This is a genomic window from Hydrogenophaga sp. SNF1 (assembly GCF_034421675.1).
In the GTDB taxonomy this organism is placed as follows: domain Bacteria; phylum Pseudomonadota; class Gammaproteobacteria; order Burkholderiales; family Burkholderiaceae_C; genus Hydrogenophaga; species Hydrogenophaga borbori.
This window is the reverse complement of record NZ_CP139793.1, coordinates 2124966-2143928: the sequence shown is the minus strand read 5'-3', so window position 1 is coordinate 2143928 and position 18963 is coordinate 2124966. Positions and strand designations below refer to the sequence as shown.

Annotated in this window: 18 protein-coding genes; 3 read left to right on the top strand and 15 right to left on the bottom strand. The window is 71.9% G+C overall.

Annotated features, from left to right (window positions below):
- Positions 1-78: 78 nt before the first annotated feature.
- Positions 79-1128, top strand: coding sequence for an extracellular solute-binding protein (locus SOM08_RS10185; RefSeq protein ID WP_116957844.1), 1050 nt, complete (start codon positions 79-81; stop codon positions 1126-1128).
- A gap of 51 nt (positions 1129-1179) precedes the next feature.
- Here the strand turns inward: SOM08_RS10185 and SOM08_RS10180 are convergent, their stop codons facing one another.
- The 9 genes from SOM08_RS10180 to SOM08_RS10140 all read right to left on the bottom strand — a co-directional run bounded on the left by SOM08_RS10180 (position 1180) and on the right by SOM08_RS10140 (position 11753).
- Positions 1180-1884 (bottom strand): SDR family oxidoreductase, encoded by a 705-nt coding sequence (locus SOM08_RS10180; RefSeq protein WP_116957843.1) that lies wholly within the window; start codon positions 1882-1884, stop codon positions 1180-1182.
- Between the two features lie 74 nt (positions 1885-1958).
- Positions 1959-3371: a sulfite reductase subunit alpha gene (locus tag SOM08_RS10175; RefSeq protein WP_322470613.1), complete on the bottom strand. Its 1413-nt coding sequence runs from the start codon at positions 3369-3371 to the stop codon at positions 1959-1961.
- Between the two features lie 35 nt (positions 3372-3406).
- Positions 3407-4426, bottom strand: a complete 1020-nt coding sequence (locus tag SOM08_RS10170; RefSeq protein ID WP_116957841.1) for an FAD:protein FMN transferase — start codon at positions 4424-4426, stop codon at positions 3407-3409.
- Between the two features lie 134 nt (positions 4427-4560).
- Positions 4561-5424, bottom strand: coding sequence for a DUF4198 domain-containing protein (locus SOM08_RS10165; protein ID WP_322470612.1), 864 nt, complete (start codon positions 5422-5424; stop codon positions 4561-4563).
- A gap of 28 nt (positions 5425-5452) precedes the next feature.
- Positions 5453-5965 carry a DUF2271 domain-containing protein gene (locus tag SOM08_RS10160; protein WP_116957839.1) on the bottom strand — a complete coding sequence of 171 codons (513 nt, stop codon included), beginning with the start codon at positions 5963-5965 and terminating at the stop codon, positions 5453-5455.
- 22 nt (positions 5966-5987) lie between these two features.
- Positions 5988-6650 (bottom strand): PepSY-associated TM helix domain-containing protein, encoded by a 663-nt coding sequence (locus tag SOM08_RS10155; protein ID WP_116957838.1) that lies wholly within the window; start codon positions 6648-6650, stop codon positions 5988-5990.
- 123 nt (positions 6651-6773) lie between these two features.
- Complete coding sequence (locus SOM08_RS10150) at positions 6774-8159, bottom strand: efflux transporter outer membrane subunit (protein ID WP_322470611.1); 1386 nt, start codon at positions 8157-8159, stop codon at positions 6774-6776.
- Positions 8160-8205: 46 nt separating this feature from the next.
- Positions 8206-10212 (bottom strand): MacB family efflux pump subunit, encoded by a 2007-nt coding sequence (locus SOM08_RS10145; protein ID WP_116957836.1) that lies wholly within the window; start codon positions 10210-10212, stop codon positions 8206-8208.
- Positions 10209-11753: an efflux RND transporter periplasmic adaptor subunit gene (locus SOM08_RS10140; RefSeq protein ID WP_116957835.1), complete on the bottom strand. Its 1545-nt coding sequence runs from the start codon at positions 11751-11753 to the stop codon at positions 10209-10211. The genes SOM08_RS10145 and SOM08_RS10140 overlap by 4 nt, the downstream gene beginning before the upstream one ends.
- 162 nt (positions 11754-11915) lie before the next feature.
- On the opposite strand from SOM08_RS10140, the gene SOM08_RS10135 reads away from it, so the two are divergent.
- Complete coding sequence (locus SOM08_RS10135) at positions 11916-13442, top strand: ATP-binding protein (RefSeq protein WP_322470610.1); 1527 nt, start codon at positions 11916-11918, stop codon at positions 13440-13442.
- Positions 13435-14124 (top strand): response regulator, encoded by a 690-nt coding sequence (locus SOM08_RS10130; RefSeq protein ID WP_116957833.1) that lies wholly within the window; start codon positions 13435-13437, stop codon positions 14122-14124. Before SOM08_RS10135 ends, SOM08_RS10130 begins: the two co-directional genes overlap by 8 nt.
- A gap of 4 nt (positions 14125-14128) precedes the next feature.
- On the opposite strand, the gene SOM08_RS10125 is transcribed toward SOM08_RS10130, so the two are convergent.
- Genes SOM08_RS10125 through SOM08_RS10100 form a run of 6 tightly spaced genes read right to left on the bottom strand, consistent with a single transcriptional unit; the run spans position 14129 to position 18721 of the window.
- The gene (locus SOM08_RS10125; protein ID WP_322470609.1) at positions 14129-15070 is read right to left on the bottom strand and encodes a metal ABC transporter solute-binding protein, Zn/Mn family; all 942 of its coding nucleotides are present in this window, start codon (positions 15068-15070) and stop codon (positions 14129-14131) included.
- Positions 15067-15972 carry a metal ABC transporter permease gene (locus SOM08_RS10120; RefSeq protein ID WP_322470608.1) on the bottom strand — a complete coding sequence of 302 codons (906 nt, stop codon included), beginning with the start codon at positions 15970-15972 and terminating at the stop codon, positions 15067-15069. The genes SOM08_RS10125 and SOM08_RS10120 overlap by 4 nt, the downstream gene beginning before the upstream one ends.
- Positions 15969-16781 (bottom strand): metal ABC transporter ATP-binding protein, encoded by an 813-nt coding sequence (locus tag SOM08_RS10115; protein ID WP_322470607.1) that lies wholly within the window; start codon positions 16779-16781, stop codon positions 15969-15971. The genes SOM08_RS10120 and SOM08_RS10115 overlap by 4 nt, the downstream gene beginning before the upstream one ends.
- A complete protein-coding gene (locus SOM08_RS10110; protein ID WP_220377552.1) occupies positions 16778-17713 on the bottom strand; it encodes a metal ABC transporter solute-binding protein, Zn/Mn family in 936 nt (311 codons plus the stop codon). The genes SOM08_RS10115 and SOM08_RS10110 overlap by 4 nt, the downstream gene beginning before the upstream one ends.
- 32 nt (positions 17714-17745) lie before the next feature.
- Complete coding sequence (locus SOM08_RS10105) at positions 17746-18351, bottom strand: DUF6162 family protein (RefSeq protein ID WP_116957830.1); 606 nt, start codon at positions 18349-18351, stop codon at positions 17746-17748.
- A 31-nt stretch (positions 18352-18382) separates the two neighbouring features.
- A complete protein-coding gene (locus SOM08_RS10100; protein WP_322470606.1) occupies positions 18383-18721 on the bottom strand; it encodes a hypothetical protein in 339 nt (112 codons plus the stop codon).
- Positions 18722-18963 lie beyond the last annotated feature (242 nt).

Sequence of the window (18963 nt, the reverse complement as noted above, 5' to 3'; positions counted from 1 at the left end):
TCTATCACCGCTGTCCGGCGGGTGCGGGATTGTCCCAAAGCGCCGGGCGGCACCCTCTTTCGCAACCAAGAGACCACCATGAAAACCACCCGTACCATCGTCTCGGCCCTGGCGGCCGCCGCCACGCTGAGCCTCGGTGCCGCCCAGGCGCAGGAGAAGGTGCTCAATATCTACTCTGCCCGCCATTACCAGACGGACGAGGCGCTGTACAGCGGCTTCACCCAGGCCACGGGCATCAAGATCAACCGGGTGGAAGCCGACGACGCGGGCATCGTCTCGCGCCTGCGCGCCGAGGGCGCGGCTTCGCCGGCGGACATCGTGCTCATGGTGGACGCCGCCCGCATGGCCGCCGCCGACGCGCAGGGCCTGTTCCAGCCGATCAAGTCGAAGAAGCTGGACGACACCATCCCCGCCACGCTGCGCGCCGCGCCCACCGCCGATGGCGTGACCTGGACCGGCTTCTCCACCCGCGCGCGCATCGTCATCTACGACCCGGCGCGCGTGAAAGCCGAGGACGTGGCCACCTACGAGCAGCTCGCCGACCCCAAGCTCAAGGGCCTGCTGTGCACGCGCTCGGGCTCGCACCCGTACAACATGTCGCTGTTCGCCACGGTGGTGGAGCGGCTGGGCGACCAGAAGGGCGAGGCCTGGCTCAAGGGCCTGGTGGACAACCAGGCGCGCGCGCCCAAGGGCGGCGACACGGACCAGATCCGCGGCGTGGCCTCAGGCGAGTGCGGCGTGGCGATCGCCAACAGCTACTACATGGCCCGCATCCTGAAGTCGGACAAGCCCGAGGACAAGGCGGTGGCCGCCAAGGTGAAAGTGGTGTTCCCGAACCAGGGCACCACGGGCACGCACGTGAACATCGCCGGCGCGGCGGTGGCCAAACACGCCAAGAACCGCGACAGCGCGATCGCCTTCATGGAGTACCTGGCCAGCCCGGCGGCGCAGAAGTACTTCGCCGACGGCAACAACGAGTTCGCCGCCGCCAAGGGCGTGAAGCTGGACAACCCGGCGCTGCAGGCCATGGGCGGCGAGCACTTCAAGCTCGAGACCGTGCCGCTGGCGGCCGTGGCCAAGAACCTGACCAAGGTGCAGCAGATGCTCGACCGGGTGGGCTACAAGTAAGGCTTGTTGCCGCCGTGAAAAAGGCCGCGCCACCGCGCGGCCTTTTTCTTTTCAGACCGAACGCGTCAGCCCGCCGTCCACCCGCAGGTTCTGCCCCGTGATGTAGCCCGCGCCGTCCGAGGCAAGGAAAGCGACGGTGGCCGCGATCTCCTCGCTCGTGCCGTAGCGCTTCATGGGCACGCTCTCGCGGCGCGCCTCGGTGGGCGGCAGGCTGTCGATCCAGCCCGGCAGCACGTTGTTCATGCGCAGCTTGTCCGCCGCGTAGGTGTCGGCGAAGACCTTGGTGAAGGACGCCAGCCCCGCGCGAAACACCGCCGAGGTGGGGAACATGGCGCTCGGCTCGAAGGCCCAGGCGGTGGAAATGTTGATGATGGCCCCGCCCTTCTGCTGTTGCATGTGCGGCGTCACCAGCCGCGTCGGGCGGATCACGTTCATCAGGTAGGTGTCCATGCCGCGATGCCAGTCCTCGTCGCTGATGTCGAGGATGGGGCCGCGCGGCCCGTGGCCCGCGCTGTTCACCAGCACGTCGATGCGGCCCCAGCGTTCCAGCAGCGCGTCCAGCAGGCGCCTGAGGTCGTCGGTGGACTGGTTCGAGCCCGTCACGCCCACGCCGCCCAGTTCCTTGGCCAGGGCCTCGCCCTTGCCCGAGGACGAGAGCACGCCCACGCCGTACCCATCGGCCGCGAGCCGCCGCGCCACGGCCGCGCCCATGCCGCTGCCACCCGCCGTGACCATCGCCACCTTGACTGCCGCCATGTCCTTGCCTTCCGTATGAGTGAGGGAAGCGGCGGATGCTACCCGGGGACCGAGAAGCGCGCGGGCCGGAGGCCTCAATACACGTCGCGCCGGTAGCGGCCTTGCGCGGCCAGGTCTTCCAAGGCCCGGTCGCCCAGGATCCCGCGCAGCGTGCGGTCGACCTCGCCTGCCATGCCGTCGAGGCTGCCGCACACATAGAGGGCGGCGCCCTGCCCCACCCAGTCGCGCACGGCCCCGGCCGCGTCGGCCAGCGCGTGCTGCACGTAGCGGCGCTGTGCCTGGTCGCGCGAGAACACCCAGTCCACGCGGCTGAGCCAGCCCTGGCGCGCCCAGGCGTCGATCTCCTCGCGGTGGTGCGCGTCGTGGGCCGACTGGCGTTCGCCGAACAGCAGCCACATCGGCGCCACATCGGGCGGGCGCGGCGCGTTCGCGGCACCGTGCAGACGGCCCGCGGCGGCGAGGCGCTCGCGCAGGTGCCCGCGCAGGCCGGCCAGGCCGGTGCCGTTGCCGATCAGGATCAGCGGGCGATCGGCATTGCCAGCGATGCGAAAGCCCGCGTGCGCGCGCACGCGCAGCATCACGGTGCCATCGAGCGCCAGGCCCTCGGTGAGCCAGCCCGAGGCGACACCCGGCTGGCCGTCGGCGCGGCGCGAACGGCGCACCAGCAGGTGCAGCGCGCCATCGGCCGGCACCGAGGCAATGGAATAGTCGCGCGGCGCACCCGGTGCCCCGGGCACCTCGACCTGCGCCAGGTCGCCGGCCTGCCAGTCGGGCAGTGCGCCAGTGCTGGGCACCAGCTCCAGGTGGTGCACCGGTTCGCCCGCGCTGCCCGGGTTGAGGTGGCGGCGCGCGCGCAGCCGCCAGGGCTGCAGCGCCGGGGCCTCCCAATCGGGCAGGTCGCTGGTGCCGGCCAGGTGGGCCAGGTGCTGGCGCCACTGGCGCAGCGCCTCGGGATCGCCCTTGTCCACGTCGATGCGTTCGAACAGCGGCAAGGCGCCGCGCGCCCGCAGCCAGGCATCGAGCGCGCGGCCGAAGCCGCAGTAGTGGGCGTAGGCGGTGTCGCCCAGGGCCAGCAGGCCCACGTGCAGGTGCGACAGGCTCACGTCGGCCGAAGCCATGACCTGGCGCGCGAACCGGGCGGCGCTGTCGGGCGGATCGCCCTCGCCATAGGTGCTGGCCACGCACAGCAGGCGATCGGCCTGCCGCAGTTCGGCCAGGCCCAGCTCGTCCAAGGACGCCAGCCGCACCGGCACGCCGGCGGTGTGCAGGGCCTGGGCGGTCTGCAGGGCCAGTGCCTCGGCCTGCCCGGTCTGGCTGGCGTAGGCCACCCACCAGGCGGGCACGCCGGGCGTGGCGGGCAGCAGCGCGGCCACACGGCGCCGCGCCTCGGCCTGGCGGCGCCGGTGCTGCCAGGCGAAGGCGCCGCACATCAGGGCGTACAGGACCAGCACGGCCAGGGCGTAGGTGATCTTTTCCGGGAGGGGCATCGGGTGGTGTGGGCGCGGCGGACGGCGGACGCGGTTCAGCCCGCGAGACGCGCCATCGCGCTGGTGAGGGTTTCGCTGAGGCGGCCGTCGGCCTCGCGCTGCAGGAACAGGGCCGCGATGCCGTGGGCCTCGGCCAGGGCCAGGCCCTGCTCGCGGCCGGCCACGGTGAGCGCGGTGGACCAGGCGTCGGCCCAGAGGCAGTCGGCGTGCAGCACGCTCACCGAGGCCAGGCCGTGCGCCACGGGCCGGCCGCTGCGCGGGTCGATGCTGTGCGGCAGGCGCTGGCCGTCCACGAGGTAGGCGCGGCGGTAGTCGCCCGAGGTGGCGACCGACAGGCCGTGCAGCGCCACGCGCGTGGCACGCGGCGCGACCTGGCCGGCGCGCACGGGCGGCGTTTCCAGGTCGACCCACCAGGGCATGCCGTCGGGCCGCAGGCCCTGACCGCGCAGCTCGCCGCCCAGCTCCACCAGTGCGTGCGAGACGCCCATCGCCCGCAGCCGCCGCGCCACACGGTCCACCGCGTGGCCCTTGGCGATGGCCGAAAGATCGAGCCGCAGGCCACCGGGCTGCGTGGCCTCGCGCGCGGCGGCGTCGAAGCGCAGCGCGCGCCAGTCGGTGGCGGGCATCGCGGCCCGCACGGCTTCGGCCGAAGGCGGTGCGAAGCCGGGGTCGGTGTAGCGCGGCGCGGGACCAAAGCCCCAGAGGTTGACCAGCGCACCCGAGGCCGGGTTGAAGGCGCCCGAGGAGCTGTCGGCCAGCCAGAGCGCCGCCGCGAGCACCTCGGCGAAGGCCTCCGACAGGACCTGGCGCGCGCCGGCGGGCGCGGCGTTGAACCGCGACAGCTCGGACGTGGGCCGCCATGTGCTCATCTGCTCCACCACCAGGTCCAGCTCGGCCTCGATGGCCGCGCGCAGCGGCCCCTGGCGCGCCGCGTCGCGCTCGGCCCAGAGCACCTGCCAGGTCGTGCCCATGCTCTCGCCATGCAAGCGCTGCAGGCGCGCGCCCAGCAGGGGCGCGGCGCCAGCGATGTGCTCGGGCACCAGCACGCGCGTCATGACAGGGTGATCTCACTCATCACACGATCCGCCGCGGCCGGTTCCGCGCCACCGGGGGCAGCGCGGAACCGGCTTCGCCGGGCCGCCGCTGCCGCGCCCTTGAGGGGGTCGCGCGACACGCGGCGGGGGTGAACCTATTTCGGCAGCACTTCCAGCGTCAGGCTGTAGTTGGAGCGGCGCACCGGCTCGGCCAGGGTTCCGGCGGGGCCGCTGGGCGGCGCGGGCGGCGCGCCTTCCACGCGCGGCGCCCGCGGCGGGGCCACGTTCACCCAGTACATGCCGGCCGCCGGCCACTTCACCTGGATCTCGCCGTTCTGGTCGGTGTCAAGGCGGATCTCGCCAAGCTCGCTGCGGTAGCGCAGGCCGTCCAGGATGACGGTGGCCGAGTAGCCCGCGGCGGGCTTGCCGTTGTCGAGGAAACGGAAGGTGGCCGTGTCGCCCTCGACCAGATCGTTCGGGTGCGTCACCGCCACCAGTTCGATGCCCGCGCCCGTGGGCTTGAGCGCGTCGGTGCTGGGCTTGCCGCGCGTCACGAAGGTCTCCACGCGGCTGTTGTTCTGGCTCACGCGCAACTCGGTGGCGTTGGCCGGGATGTCCTTGGCCAGGGACTCGGCCGAGCCGCGCAGGCGCTTGGTCTCGCCGCCGACCTTGAAGCTGGCGATCAGGCCGTCGTTGACGAGCGCGATGCGGTAGGTGCCCTGCTGCTCGAGCTTCACGTCGAACATGCTGCGGTAGCGGCCCTTGGCCTGGTTCTCGGCCTGCACCGGCTGTCCGTTGGGGCCGATGACAACCAAGTTGTCCAGGCCGGCGGCGTTGTGCTCGTAATAGAAGATGTCGTTGGAGATGGCGGCGTCCACGCTCACCCAGGGCTGTTGGCCCGAGTAGACGGTGCCCGAGGGCAGCAGCCAGGCGCGGTGCGCGTGTGCGGCCAGCGGCAGGGCCAGGGTGGCGGCAGCGGCCAGAACGAGCGCGCGGGCGCGAAGCGGGATGTTCTTCATCGAGAGGTCTCCGGTCGGTTTCGGGGCTTCAGGGTTTGACGGTGACGCGGATCGCGCCGAGTTCGTGCTGGCCGCTGGCCTGCGTGGTGGTGGCGCCCTTGGGCGGCCACACGAACGGCACCTTCACAAGCTCGCGGCCGCCCACCTCGCGCGCGGCCTCCAGCACCACGGCGTATTCCCCGGGGGCCAGCTGGCCCAGGGCGGCGTCGCCGAACTGCAGGCTGTGCTCGCCGGGCGCGCGCGTGGCGCCGCTCAGGCCATCCACGGGCATGCTCAGCTCGCGCCCGCTCTTGCGCCACCAGGCCCGCATGTCCTTGAGCCACTTGGTGCCCTCGTTGTTGCGCAGCTTGATGTCGTACCAGACCGCGAGGTTGCCCACGAAGGACTGGTCGGGCTTCTCGATCCAGATCGCCACGTAGGGGCGGTGGTACTCCGCCACCGACAGGCGCGGGATCTCGACCTTGAGCGCCATGTCGGCGGCCACGGCGGGCCAGGCGAGGCCGGCCGCGGTGAGCGCGGCGGCGTAACGGATGGTCGTCATGGGAAAACGGCTCCTTCGAGGGTCAATGGATGAACAGGATCACGAGCAGCAGCGGGATCACCAGCCCCGCGCCCACCATGGGCCAGGTGGTGGGCCGCGCGGCGGCGTGGAACTTGAGGATGAACAGGCCGGTGATGGCGAACACCAGGCAGGCCAGCGAGAAGATGTCGAGGAACCACTTCCAGGCCAGGCCGGTGTGGCGGCCTTTGTGCAGGTCGTTGAGGTAAGAGATCCAGCCGCGATCGGTGCGCTCGTATTCCACGCCACCGGTCTCGCGCTCGATGCGCAGCCAGGCATCGCCACCCGGTCGCGGCAGCGAGAGGTAGATGTCCTCGGGCGACCACTCGGCCTCGCTGGCGGGCAGGCTCAGGTCCAGCGCCGCCGACAGCCAGGCATGCACGGCGGGCGGCAACGCGGCGTTGCCGGGCTCGTCGTCCTTCACCGCCAGCGCGGCGCGCAGGTCCTCGGGCAGCTCCAGCACCTTGTTCTGCACCACGGGCGTCGAGGGGATATCGGCGGCGTGGTTGAGCGTGATGCCCGTGAAGGCGAACAGCAGCATGCCGATCAGGCACAGCGCGGAGCTGATCCAGTGCCACTGGTGCAGGGTCTTGAGCCAATAGGCCCGGCTGGACGCCGCCGGGGCGGCCGAAGGGGGTTGTGCGGAGGTGATTGACCGGGTGTTCACAGTTTGCAAATTATAACTATTCTCATTTGCAAAAAAGCCAAGAGGTACCGAAGGGCCGGCTTGGCCAGGCCGCAGGTGGCGCACGCGTGAAGGGGATCGCGCGAAGCGCGGGCGGGGGTGGGCTCACGACAGCGGCGGGGACTCGACCCAGTCGCCGCCCAGGGCCTTGTAAAGATCCACCGCGGCCGTCAAGCGCGAGAGCTTCTGCGTGGCCAGCGCGTCCTGCGCCGAGAACAGCGTGCGCTGCGCGTCCAGCACCGAGAGCAGGTCGCCGCTGCCCTCGCGGTAGCGCAGTTCGGCCAGTTGCAGCGAACGCTGCGCCTGCGCCACCAGCTCGCGCTGCAGCGATTCCTGCCGCTCGCTGCGGGAGAGATTGCCCAGGCCGTCGTCGACTTCCTTCAAGGCGGTGCGGATGGCCTTGCCGTAGTTTTCGATCAGCACCACGCGCTGTGACTCGGTGGTGCGCACCTGCAGGCGCTGGCGGCCACCGTCGAAGATGGATTGCGCCAGCGACAGGCCCAGCGAGACGCTGCGCGTGGGGTCGGCCAGGCTCAGCAGGGCCGAGGTGCCCAGGCCCAGCGAGCCCGAGAGCGATACGCTGGGCAGCAGCGCCGCGCGCGCGGCGGCGACGTTGGCGTCGGCGGCGGACAGCTGCGACTCGGCGGAGGCCAGGTCGGGCCGCCGCGTGAGCAGCGCGGTGGGCAGCCCGGGGGCGAGTTCGGGCACGCGCAGCTGCGAGAACGCGCCGCCGGCCGGCGTGTAGCCCTGCGGCACGCGGCCCAGCAGCAGGGCCAGGGCCGAGGCGGTCTGGCGCTGCTGCAGCTCCAGCGGGATCAGCGCGGTGCGCGCCGAGAGCACCGTGGCGCGCTGCTGAGACACCTCCAGTGCCGTGGCCACGCCGTTGCGCTGACGCGCCTCGACGATGCGCAGCACGCGCTCGGCGGTCTCCAGGTTCTGGCGCGCGATCGCCAGGCGCTCGCCGGCGCTGAGCCAGAGGAAGTAATTGCCAGCCACGTCCGCGAGCAGGCCCAGGCGGACGGCGCGCCAGTCGTGCTGGCTGGACTCGAACGAGGCCTCGCCCGCGCGCACGCCGGCGGCGATGCGGCCCCACAGATCCAGCTCGTAGCTGACGGCCAGGCCGGCGCTGGTGGATTCGCGCGACGTGGACGGTGTGCCGGGCGCGTCGTTGCGGCCGGCGTTGGTGCCCAGGCTGGCGCCCACCGAGGGCAAGCGCGAGATGCCGGCCTGCTGCAGGGCGATGTCGGCCTGGCGCATGCGCTCCACGGCGATGCGCAGGTCGGCGCTGCCGGCCTGGGCTTCGTCCAGCAGCTGCACCAGCGCGGGCGAACCGAAGCCCTGCCACCAGTCGGTGGTGAGCGCGGGCGAGTCGACCGCAGCGGCCGGGGCGTCCCACCGCGCGGGCATGTCCACCACAGGGTCGCGCGCCGGGTCCTGCGTGATCGCGCAGGCCTGCAAGGCCAATGCACTGCTCAGCAGGGACAACTTCAAGACAAGACCACGGTTCATTCCACTGCTCCAGGCGCGGCGGGGGGGTTCATTCGGACGCCAAGGCCACGACAGGGTCGAGCCGCGCGGCCTTGCGCGCTGGCAGGAAGCCGAAGATGAGGCCGGTGGCGAACGCACAGCCGAAGGCCAGCACCACCGGGGCGACGGAAAACTGCACGGCCGTGCCCGAGGCGCCCACGACGGCGGCCACGCCCAGGCCGACGACCACGCCGATGACACCGCCCAGGGCCGAGACCACCAGGGCCTCGATCAGGAACTGCTGCAGGATGTTGCGCGTGCGCGCCCCGGTGGCCATGCGGATGCCGATCTCGCGGGTGCGCTCGGTCACGCTCACCAGCATGATGTTCATCACCCCGATGCCGCCCACCAGCAGCGAGATCGCCGCGATGGAGCCGAGCAGCACCGTCATGGTGTTCTGCGTCTCGGTGGCGGTGTCGATGATGGAGGCCATGTTGCGGATCTGGAAGTCGATCACGCCGTGGCGTTCGGCCAGCAGAGACTCCACCGCCGACTGCGTCTCGTCGATGCGGGTCACGTCGTCCACCGCCACGGTGACGTTGCGCAGGAAGCGCTGGCCCGACAGGCGCAGCTGGCTGGTCGCGTACGGCACCATGACGATGTCGTCCTGGTCGTCGCCGTTGGGCGAGGCGCCGCGCGTGCTCATCACGCCGATCACCTGGAAGATCAGGTTGTTCACCAGGATGTACTGGCCCAGCGGCTCCTGCCCGCCGGGGAACAAGGCCTTGGCCACGGTCTTGCCCAGCACGGCCACGGTGGCGTACTCCTGTTCGTCTTCTTCGGAGAAGAAGGTGCCGCGCTCGACCTTCCACTGCCGCGCCAGCGGGAACTTGGACGAGGTGCCGCGCACGCTGCTGGCGTAGTCCGACTCGCCGAAGCGCAGCGTGACGCTGCTGGTCTGCTCGGGCACGGCGGCCAGCACGTTGGGCACCTCCTTGTCGATGGCCTGCACATCGGCCAGCACCAGGGTGGCGATGTTCTGGAAACCACGCTGGTTGGGCGCACCCGGGCGCACCAGCAGCAGGTTGGAGCCCATGGCGCTGATGCGGTCGATGACGGACTGCTTGGCGCCGTCGCCGATGGCCAGCATGGCGATCACCGAGGCCACGCCGATGACGATGCCCAGCAGCGTGAGGATGGCGCGAAACACGTTGGCGCGCAGCGCGCGCAGGGCTGTTTTGGCGGCCTCGGCCATGTCGCCCAGGTGGGAGATGCGGCCGCGCCGCGGCACCCAGCCGCGCGCCAGCTGCGCGGCCTCGCCCTGCGGCGGTTGCGGGCCGGGGTCGGCCACCACGTGGCCGTCCTTGATCTCGATCACGCGCTGCGCGTGCGCGGCCACCTCGGCCGCGTGGGTGATGAGGATCACCGTGTGGCCCTGCGCCGACAGGTCCTTGAGCAGCGCCATCACGTCGGCGCCGCTCTTGCTGTCCAGTGCGCCGGTGGGCTCGTCCGCCAGGATCACGCGCCCGCCGTTCATGAGCGCGCGCGCGATCGACACGCGCTGCTGCTGGCCGCCCGAGAGCTGGTTGGGCCGGTGGTGCGAGCGCTCGCCCAGGCCGAGGGAAGCGAGCAGCTCGGCCGCGCGCGCGTGGCGTTCGGCCGGCGGCACGCCGGCGTAGATGGCGGGCACCTCCACGTTGTCGGCGGCGGTGCCGGTGGCGATGAGGTTGTAGCTCTGGAACACGAAGCCGAAGGCGTCGCGGCGCAGCTCGGCCAGCTCGTCGCGCTCCAGCTCGGAGACGTCGCGACCCATGAAGCGGTAGCTGCCGGTGGTGGGCTTGTCCAGGCAGCCCAGGATGTTCATGAGCGTGGACTTGCCCGAGCCCGAGGCGCCCATGATGGCCACCAGTTCACCGGGGTAGATCTGCAGGTCGATGCCGTGCAGCACCTCGACCGCGAGCTCGCCATTGCGGTAGGTCTTGGTGATGCCGCGCAGGTCGATCAGCGGCAGGTCCGCTTCGGCCGGCGCGGCCGCTGGCCGCACGGTGGCGCCGGGGGCGGCGGGCGACTGGCTCATCGGCGCGCTCCGGCCGGTGCGGCTGCCGGCATGCCGCCCGGACCGCCCGGCCCCCGCTGACCCAGGGCCGAACCCTGCGGGCTGCTGTTGCGCGGTTCGGCCTCGCGCGTGCCGGCGATGACCCGATCGCCCTCCTTCAAGCCCGACAGCACCTCGGCATGCACGCGGTTGCCGATGCCGATGGTGACCTCGCGCTCCTCGACCGTGCCGTCCGCGAGCAGGACCTTGACCTTGGCCTGGCGGGGGCCACGCGTGGCGCGCGGCGCGGCGCCAGGGCCGGCCGCGGCCTGGGGACTTGCGTTGGGCGTCGCTGAGGGTGAGGTTGCGGGCGCGCCGGCACCGCCCTGCCCTTGTTCGCGCGCCTGGCGGCGCCGCTCGCGCAGGCGCTCGCGCTCCTCGGGCGTCATCTTCTCGAAGGCCTCGCGGTCGACGCGCGGGCGCTCGGTGCTCGGCGCCTGCGGCGCGACCGGTGCGGTGCCGGACTGGCGTCCAGGCGCGACACCGCCCTGCCCACCGGCCCCGGCTCCGCGCTCGCGCCCCCCCGGCGCGCCGCGCTGGATCGTCAGCGCCGACATCGGCACCATCAGCACGTCGCGCGCCTCCGCCACCACGAAGAACACCTGCGCGGTCATCTGCGTCATCAGGCTGCGGTTGCTGTTCGGCACCTCGAACAAGGCGTTGTAGAGCACCACGTTGTTGGTCACCGTGGGCGTGGGCTCGATCTTCTTGAGCTCGCCGTACCAGCGCCGCCCCTGGCCACCCAGGGTGGTGAAGTACACCGGCATGTCCTGGCGCAGCTTGCTCACGTCGGCCTCCGAGACCTGGGTCTGCACCGTCATCACCGACAGATCGGCGATGCGCAGCAGCGTGGGCGCCTGCTGGTTGGTGTTGAGCGTCTGGCCCTGGCGAGCGGTGATGCTGACCACGGTGCCCGCCATGGGCGCGTAGATCTTGGTGTATTTGAGGTTGGCCTCTTCCACGCGCATGCTGGCCTGCACCTGCTCCATCTGCGCCTTCAGCGAGTTGATCTGCGCGCGCGCGGTGCGCGCCGCCGTCTCGGCGTTCTGCAGGGTCTCGGCGGTGGTGGCCTCCTCGGCCATCAGGTTCTTCTGGCGCTGCAGGTCGCGCTCGGCCTTCACCAGGGCGAGTTCGCGTTCGGCCATCTGGGCCTGCTGCGAACGCAGCTGCGCGCGGCTGGCGTCCACCCGCGCCTGCGAGGTCTCGGCGTCGATCTCGGCGAGCAGGTCGCCCTCCTTCACCTCGGTGCCCACCTCCACGTGCAGCTTGCGCAACTGGCCCGAAACCTGGGCGCCCACGTCCACGTAGTCGCGCGGCTGCAGCGAGCCCGTGGCCGCCACCTGGTCCTCGATATCGCCGCGCTGGATGGTGGCGGTGATGTAGGTGCTCTCGGTCTTGGCGCCGGGCCCCCACTTGAACCACCAGGCCGCGCCACCGCCCAGCAGGGCCAGGGCGGCCAGGATCAGGAGCGCGGTGCGCCAGGGGTGGCGGCGGACAGAGGAAGTCTTCTGGGTCGGGTTCATGGTCGGGTACGCGCGGCCGCGTTCGGCGGTTCTTTGAGGGCGCATGGTGCGGGGCAAATATGGAAAGAAAACGCACGGCATGCGAAGACCGGTTCACACAAGGGACCCGGCCAGGCGCGGGCCTTGCACAGTGTTTGCGCGATTCCGGTTTAGGCTCGCCCCATGTCCGCCGGCCCGTCCCCTTCCCGCGCACGCTCCCGCGCCTGGCTCTCGCGCTTCGACTCGCTGCGCGTGAAGCTCTTCCTGGCCATCGCAGGCGCCAACGTGGTGCTGGTGATGGCGGCTTACCTCATCTACAGCTGGAGTTTCGACAAGGGCCTGGTCGAGTACCTGAACAAGGCCGACGAGACGCGTCTGCAGCCCCTGGTGGTGCGCCTGGCCAATGGCTACCGCGAGCAGGGCCACTGGGACTGGATCGTGAACGACCGCGAGCGCTGGTTCGAACTCTCGCGCGAGGTGCTGGGCTCCGGGCGCGTGCCGCGCCGCGCGGGTGAACAGGGCCAGCCGCCCGGCGCTCCGCCGCCCGCGAACGCACCCGCGCCATCGGCCTCGCGCCCACCGACCGACGCGCCGCCGCCCGGCAACCCGCCCGCGCTCACCATCGACCCGCGCCTGCTGCTGCTGGACGCCGAGCGCCGCGTGCTCATCGGCCCCGAGTGGCGCGCCGAGCAGGCCGTGTTCAAGCCCATCACGGTGGACGAGCGCCTGGTCGGCTACCTGGGCTATGTGCCGCGCCTGCAGATGGTGGCTTCGCTGGAGCGCGTATTCCAGGCGCAGCAGGCGCGCACCTACGCGGCCATCGCGCTCGGCCTGTTCGCGGCCGTGCTGCTGAACGCGGCGCTGATCGCGCAGTGGCTGTCGCGCCGCCTGCGCGCCCTGGGCGCTGGCACCACCGCCATCGCGCAGGGCGACTACGGGGTGCGCCTGAACGCCCAGGGCCACGACGAGCTGGCCCAGCTCGCCGACGGCTTCAACCGCATGGCCGAGTCGCTGCAGGCCGCGCGCCAGGCGCGCCAGCAGTGGATCGCCGACATCGCCCACGAGCTGCGCACGCCACTGGCCACGCTGCGCGCCGAGATCGAAGCGCTGCAGGACGGCATCCGCCGGCCCGACGCAGCCAACCTCGACTCGCTTGCGCAGGAAGTGAACCGCCTCACGCGCCTGGTGGATGACCTGCGCCTGCTCTCCCTGTCCGACCTGGGCGCGCTGGACTACCGCTTCGCGCCGCTGGACCTGGGCCCCTTCGTGGCCGACTACCTGCACGACGCCACCGCGCGGCCGGGCCCGCGCCTGCAGCTGCACACCGACCTGCCCGCCGGCCTGCGCGTGCGCGCCGATGGTGACCGGCTCGACCAAGTGCTGGCCAACCTGCTGCAGAACACGCGGCGCTACACCAAGGACCCGGCCACGCTGAGCGTGCGCCTGGCGCGCGAGGGACAGGAAGCGCGCCTGAGCTGGGAAGACTCCGCGCCCGGCGTGCCAGCCGAGGCCCTGCCACGCCTGACGGACCGGCTCTACCGCGTGGACGAATCGCGTGCCAGCGCCAGCGGCGGCTCGGGCCTGGGCCTGGCCATCGCGCGCGCCATCATCGAAGGCCATGGCGGCCGCATGATCGCCGCGGCGAGCGCGCTGGGCGGACTGCGCTGGGACATCTGGCTGCCGCTGCACACGGAGGCCGCGCATGGTTGAACCGGCGGGCCGCATCCTCATCGTCGAGGACGAGAACAAGATCGCGGGCGTGCTGCTCGACTACCTCGCGCAGTCGGGCTTCGAGACGCACCACCTCACGCGCGGCGACGAGGTGGAGGGCTGGCTGGCCGAGCACCCCGTGGACCTGGTGCTGCTGGACCTGATGCTGCCCGGCAAGAGCGGGCTGGACGTGTGCAAGGCCCTGCGCAGCGGCCAGCCCGGCCGGCCGGCGCCGGCCATCGTCATGGTCACGGCGCGCGTGGAGGAAATCGACCGCCTGCTGGGCCTGGAGCTGGGCGCCGATGACTACATCTGCAAGCCCTTCAGTCCGCGCGAGGTGGTGGCGCGCGTGAAGGCGGTGCTGCGCCGGGGCAGGCACGCGCCCGCCAGCGCGCCGGGCGGCCTGCGACTGGACGAAGCCGCCTGGCGCGCCACACTCGACGGCCATGACCTGGGCCTGACCGTGGTGGAGTTCCAGCTGCTCAAGGTGCTGAGCGCGCGGCCGGGCCGCATCTTTTCGCGCGAGCAGCTCATGGACGCGATGTACCGCGACGAGCGCATCGTCTCCGACCGCACGGTGGATAGCCACATCAAGAAGCTGCGGCGCAAGATCGAGGACGCCGCGCCGGGCCGCGATCTCATCCACTCGGTGTACGGCCTGGGCTACAAGTACGAGCCCTGAGGGCTCACGGCGCCAGCGCGCCCAGGCGCTCGGCGTTGGCCTGCAGATCGGCCAGCGGGTCGCGGCCCTCGGTCTGCAGCACGATCAGCCGCGCGCCGGCGGCTTGCACGGCCTGCGCCACGGCGATCGGCGGTTCGCGGTGGTGCAGCGCGGCGGCCACCGAGCCGTCGCGCAGGCGCTGTGTCAGCGCCGCCAGGGCTTCGGGTGTCCAGGCCGCATCGTCCTCACGCGAATCGGTACCCACCAGGTCCAGGTTGAATCCGCTCACCAGGTAGTCCAGCCGGTCGGACAGGCTGAACACCGACAGATTGGCCGCGCGCGCCAGGCGGGCCTCGCTCCGCGCGGTGACGGCCATCAGGCGCTGGCGCAGCGCGGCCGCGTTGTCCTGCAGGCGCGGCCTGGCGTGCGGCACCAGGCGCGACACGTCGGCCGCGATCACGTCGGCCATGCGGCCCAGGTTCACGGCGTCGAGCCAGGGCAGCGCGGCTGCCGGGTCCGCGCCCTCGCGCAGCGCGATGCCGGGCAGCGAGGCGTCGAGCGGGCGCGCGGCGTCGATCTCGATCAGGCGGATGTTCTGGCGCCGCGCCAGCGGAAACAGCGGGTCGTCGGGCCAGATGGAGCGCAGCGCGATCACCGCGTCGGCCTGGCGCGCGGCCTGGGCCAGGCCGGCCGCGCCGCGGCTGCCGAAGAAGGCGAGCTGGCGGTTCGCCGGCAGTGTCTCGGGCACGGGCCGCAGCACCGCGATGCCGGTGCCCTGCACCACCGCTTGTGTGAGCGAGGCCACCACCGGGTGCGCCACCAGCAGGCGCGCGGGCGCGGCAGGGGTCGCGGCAGACGGAGCGGCGGGGGCGGCGGTCTGAGCGTGCGCCGCCAGCGGCGCGGTGGCGATCAGCAGCGCCGCCAGACAGGCGCCGCCCAGGCGGCGGGAAACGGAGCGTGGGTTCATCCGGCGTGTCCTTTGAGGGCGGGCGTGAAGCCGCGAACGATGGCGGCGAGCCCGAACAGCGCGCCAGCGGTGAGGATGATGGCCGCGCCCGAAGGCACCGGCAGCTCGAGTTCGATCGGCACCAGGATGCCGACCTGCGTGCTGAGGGTGGCCATGAGCACGCTGAGCCAGAAGAAGCCGCGCAGCGACAGGCTCAGCAGGCGCGCGGCCGCGGCCGGAATGATCAGCAGCGCGCCCACCAGGATGGCACCGATGACCTTGACCGAGGCCACGGTGACCAGGGTGACCAGCACCACGAACAGGTAGTCGAGCAGCTTCACGCGCACGCCGCGCACGCTGGCCAGTTGCGGGTTGAAGCTGGCCAGCATGAAGCGGTTGTAGAGCGGCAGCGTGAGCGCCACCACCAGCGTGGCCACCACCAGCAGCACCAGCAGGTCGCTGGTGTCCACCGTGAGCACCGAGCCGAACAGCACGTTCTCCAGGATGTGGATGTTCACGCGGCCCGACAGCACCAGCAGCAGGCTGGCGCCCAGCGAGAGCGAGACCGCTAGGAAGACGCCGATCAGCGTGTCCGGCGACAGGCCGGTGCGGTTGCGCAGGTACATCAGCAGCAGCCCGAACAGCGTGCAGTAGGCGAACAGGCTGCCGTAGGGCCCGGTGTAGGGCTCGCCCAGCAGGATGCCGATGGCCACGCCGGTGAGCGCCGCGTGGCCCACGGCCTCGGAGAAAAAGGCCAGGCGCTTGACCACCACCAGCGTGCCCAGGCCACCGAGCACGGGGCCGATGCACAGGCCCGCGAGCACGGCGTTGACCACGAAGCCATAGCTCAGCGAGTTCGGCAGCGCGCCGTGCTCGGCCAGGCGCTGGATGGCGTGGCGCAGGGCCTCGATCAGACCGGTCATGCGGCCACCTCCTCGGCGGCGGATGCGCCCTCGTGCCGCGGGCGGTGCGAGAACAGCGCCAGCACGCGCTGCGGCGTCAGTGCCTCGGTGGGCGCGCCGTCGAACAGCACCTGGCGGTTCAGGCCGGTCACCCGGTCGGCCAGGCGCGTGACGGCGTCCAGGTCGTGCTCGATCCACAGCACCGTGGTGCGCCGCTCGCGCCAGTGCGCCAGCAGGTCCTCGAACACGCGCATGCCGGCCTCGTCGAGCGCGGACATGGGTTCGTCGAGCAGGATCAGGTCGGGCGCGGGGATCAGCGCCTGCGCCAGCAGCACGCGCTGGCGCTCGCCACCCGACAGCGCCCCCATGCGGCGCCGCGCCTTGTCCCACATGCCCACCCGGCGCAAGGCCTGCTCCACCGGCACCTGCCAGCGCCGCGACAGGCCCAGCAGCACCGGGCGGCGCTGGCACATGGCCCCCATGAAGTCCAGCACCGTCATCGGCAAGCCGGCGTCGAAGGCCAGGGCCTGCGGCACGTAGCCCACCACGCCGGGCCGCTCGCCCGGCCACTCCAGGGCGATGCGGCCGCGGTGCGGGACCTGGCCCAGGAGCGCCTTGAACAGCGAACTCTTGCCGCCGCCGTTGGGCCCCACCAGGGCATGCACGCCACCGGCGGCCACGCGCAGGTCCACGCCTTGCAGGATCCCGGTCTGGCCAAGGGTGAGGGAGACCCCGTCGAACGCCAGGGCGGGCCCGCCACGGCCCGCCGGGCCGTCGGCCCCGGGAGGCGACGACCCGCGCGGCGGCGCGCCGGGGCGCCCCGCGCTCACGCCGCCTCCTGGATCGCGCGCACCACGGTGGCGAGGTTCTTCGCGATGTCCTGCTCGAACTTCTCGGCCGTGTAGGGCCCGTGCGAGATGTGCGTGAGCGCGTACAGGCGCACGCCGGTCTCGCGGCGGATGGTGTCGACGTAGGCCGAGGGAAAGTCCATCTCCGAGAAGATCACCTTCACGTCGAGCGCACGGATCTGATCGATGGTGCCCTTGAGCTGCGCCGGGCTGGGCTCGATGCCGTGCGCCGGCTCCACCACCGCCGCCACCTCCAGGCCGAACTCGCGCAACAGGTAGTCGTAGGCGCCGTGGATGGTGGCGATGCGGAAATCGGCACCCGGCGTTTTCACCAGCTGGCCAAGCGCGTCGGCGCGCAGCTTGCGCAGCTTTTGCGCGTAGGCGCGGGCATTGGCGGTGTAGGCGGCGGCGTTGGCGGGATCGAGCTGGCCGAGCGCGCGCGCGATGGTGTTGACCTGCGAGATGGAGGCCGTGACCGACAGGAAGGTGTGCGGGTTCACCACCTTGCCCGAGGTGCCGCGCCCCGCGCCCACCGCCGCCAGCAGCGGCACCTGGGCGTTGGCCTCGATCACCTTGAGGTCGGGCTTCTCGCTGGCCTTGATCATGCGGCCCGCGAAGTCGTCGTGGCCGACGCCGTTGAGCACGATCGCGTCGAGCGAAGCGATGCGCTTGATGTCTTCGGTGCGCGGCTCGTAGGCGTGCGGGTTGAAGCCGGCGGGAATCACGGGCACCACCTCGGCGCGCTCGCCCACGATGTTGGCAACGTAGCTGTAGTAGGGGTGCAGGGTCACGCCCACGCGCAGGCGCCTGGCCTGGGCGAAGGCGGGTAGGCCGGTGGCGGCCAGCGCCAGGGGCGTGCTGGCCAGGGCCGCGAGCAGGCGGCGGCGCGCCAAGGGCATCTGAAGGTCTTGCATGGTGATGTCTTCGGTGAATGTGGGCGCCGGGCTCAGTGCGCGATGTCCTTGCGCGTCACGCCGGCGTCGTAGCGCGTGACCACCTGGCGCCAGCCCTGGCGCATCAGCGCCGGGCCGTCGATGCCCTCGGGCCAGACCACGGGGCCTTCGCGCTGGATCCAGATCTCGACCGCGTGGTGGTGCGCGTGCCCATCGGCGGCGGCGACGGCCGTGGCCGGCACGCGCAGCAGCAGGGACGCGGCCACCTGCGGCTCGGCGCTGCGGCCGACGAAGGCCAGGTCCTGCCCCTGCGGGCTCGAGCGCCACTCGTGCGCACCGCGGGCACGCGCCTCGGGGCCGGGGGCGAAGGGCGGCAGGCCCAGTTCGCGCAGGCGGTCCAGCGTGGGCATGGCCTGGTCTTCGTCGCGCAGCGCGGCGATCTCATCGGCGGCAACCAGCAGGTCGGCGTGCACGCCCTGCTCGGCCGCGTTCAGCTGCGTGCGCGCGTCCACCTGGTGCGCGGCCAGGGCGGCGGCGGCCGGGGCCTGTGAGCGCACGCCGACGACCAGCGCCGCCAAGGCGAGCACACCCGCCGCGGCGAGCAGCACCCACAGGGTTTCGTGGCCGGCGCCGGCCGGCCTCACCACTTGGGTGGTCATGCGGACACCTCCCCGCGGCGCGCAGCGGCGCTCATGGCTTGACGTCGGTGTGGTCCACCTCTACCGAGTGTTCGCCGCCGTCTTCCAGGCGCACGAAATACTCGCCCTCGGGCGGGTGGAAGCGCCAGGTGGAGTCGCCGCCCAGCGTGCCTTTGGCCAGCACGCGCTCGTCGTAGGCTTTCACCGACACGGCCATGCCGGCCGCATCGCTGCCGTCGGAGAACTCGCCCTTGCACTGCACCATGTTGTCGGCGGCGGGCTGGCAGACCAGCAGCAGGCTGTGCGCGCTGGACAGGCCGGGCCAGGCCAGCGCGCCCGTGAGCAGGACGGGGGCCCACCGGGCGGCGGGACGGGACAGGAAAGAGGGCATGGAGTGATCAGGCGGGTTCGTCGATGGGTCTGAATCATAAATGAGAATTGTTTTTACTCTCAAAACAGACCCTCACTCGCCTGCCGGGATCGATCGGGCAAGCCCTCGCCGAAGCGCACAATCGGACTCGGCGGTGTGTCGGCGGAATTTTTTTGCGCCAACCATGAGAATGAGAAACATTCTCGTTTAGAATGCCTCCACTTTCCTGTCACACCCCGTGTGCGCCGCTGTCGCGAAAGGAT

Bases quoted from the DNA above. Each gene is read 5' to 3' on its own strand.
- SOM08_RS10100 (WP_322470606.1), bottom strand. From the start codon at position 18,721: ATGCCCTCTTTCCTGTCCCGTCCCGCCGCCCGGTGGGCCCCCGTCCTG.
- SOM08_RS10120 (WP_322470608.1), bottom strand. From the start codon at position 15,972: ATGACCGGTCTGATCGAGGCCCTGCGCCACGCCATCCAGCGCCTGGCC.
- SOM08_RS10175 (WP_322470613.1), bottom strand. From the start codon at position 3,371: ATGCCCCTCCCGGAAAAGATCACCTACGCCCTGGCCGTGCTGGTCCTG.
- SOM08_RS10145 (WP_116957836.1), bottom strand. From the start codon at position 10,212: ATGAGCCAGTCGCCCGCCGCCCCCGGCGCCACCGTGCGGCCAGCGGCC.
- SOM08_RS10110 (WP_220377552.1), bottom strand. From the start codon at position 17,713: ATGCAAGACCTTCAGATGCCCTTGGCGCGCCGCCGCCTGCTCGCGGCC.
- SOM08_RS10170 (WP_116957841.1), bottom strand. From the start codon at position 4,426: ATGACGCGCGTGCTGGTGCCCGAGCACATCGCTGGCGCCGCGCCCCTG.
- SOM08_RS10125 (WP_322470609.1), bottom strand. From the start codon at position 15,070: ATGAACCCACGCTCCGTTTCCCGCCGCCTGGGCGGCGCCTGTCTGGCG.
- SOM08_RS10185 (WP_116957844.1), top strand. From the start codon at position 79: ATGAAAACCACCCGTACCATCGTCTCGGCCCTGGCGGCCGCCGCCACG.
- SOM08_RS10160 (WP_116957839.1), bottom strand. From the start codon at position 5,965: ATGACGACCATCCGTTACGCCGCCGCGCTCACCGCGGCCGGCCTCGCC.
- SOM08_RS10135 (WP_322470610.1), top strand. From the start codon at position 11,916: ATGTCCGCCGGCCCGTCCCCTTCCCGCGCACGCTCCCGCGCCTGGCTC.
- SOM08_RS10165 (WP_322470612.1), bottom strand. From the start codon at position 5,424: ATGAAGAACATCCCGCTTCGCGCCCGCGCGCTCGTTCTGGCCGCTGCC.
- SOM08_RS10180 (WP_116957843.1), bottom strand. From the start codon at position 1,884: ATGGCGGCAGTCAAGGTGGCGATGGTCACGGCGGGTGGCAGCGGCATG.
- SOM08_RS10130 (WP_116957833.1), top strand. From the start codon at position 13,435: ATGGTTGAACCGGCGGGCCGCATCCTCATCGTCGAGGACGAGAACAAG.
- SOM08_RS10140 (WP_116957835.1), bottom strand. From the start codon at position 11,753: ATGAACCCGACCCAGAAGACTTCCTCTGTCCGCCGCCACCCCTGGCGC.
- SOM08_RS10105 (WP_116957830.1), bottom strand. From the start codon at position 18,351: ATGACCACCCAAGTGGTGAGGCCGGCCGGCGCCGGCCACGAAACCCTG.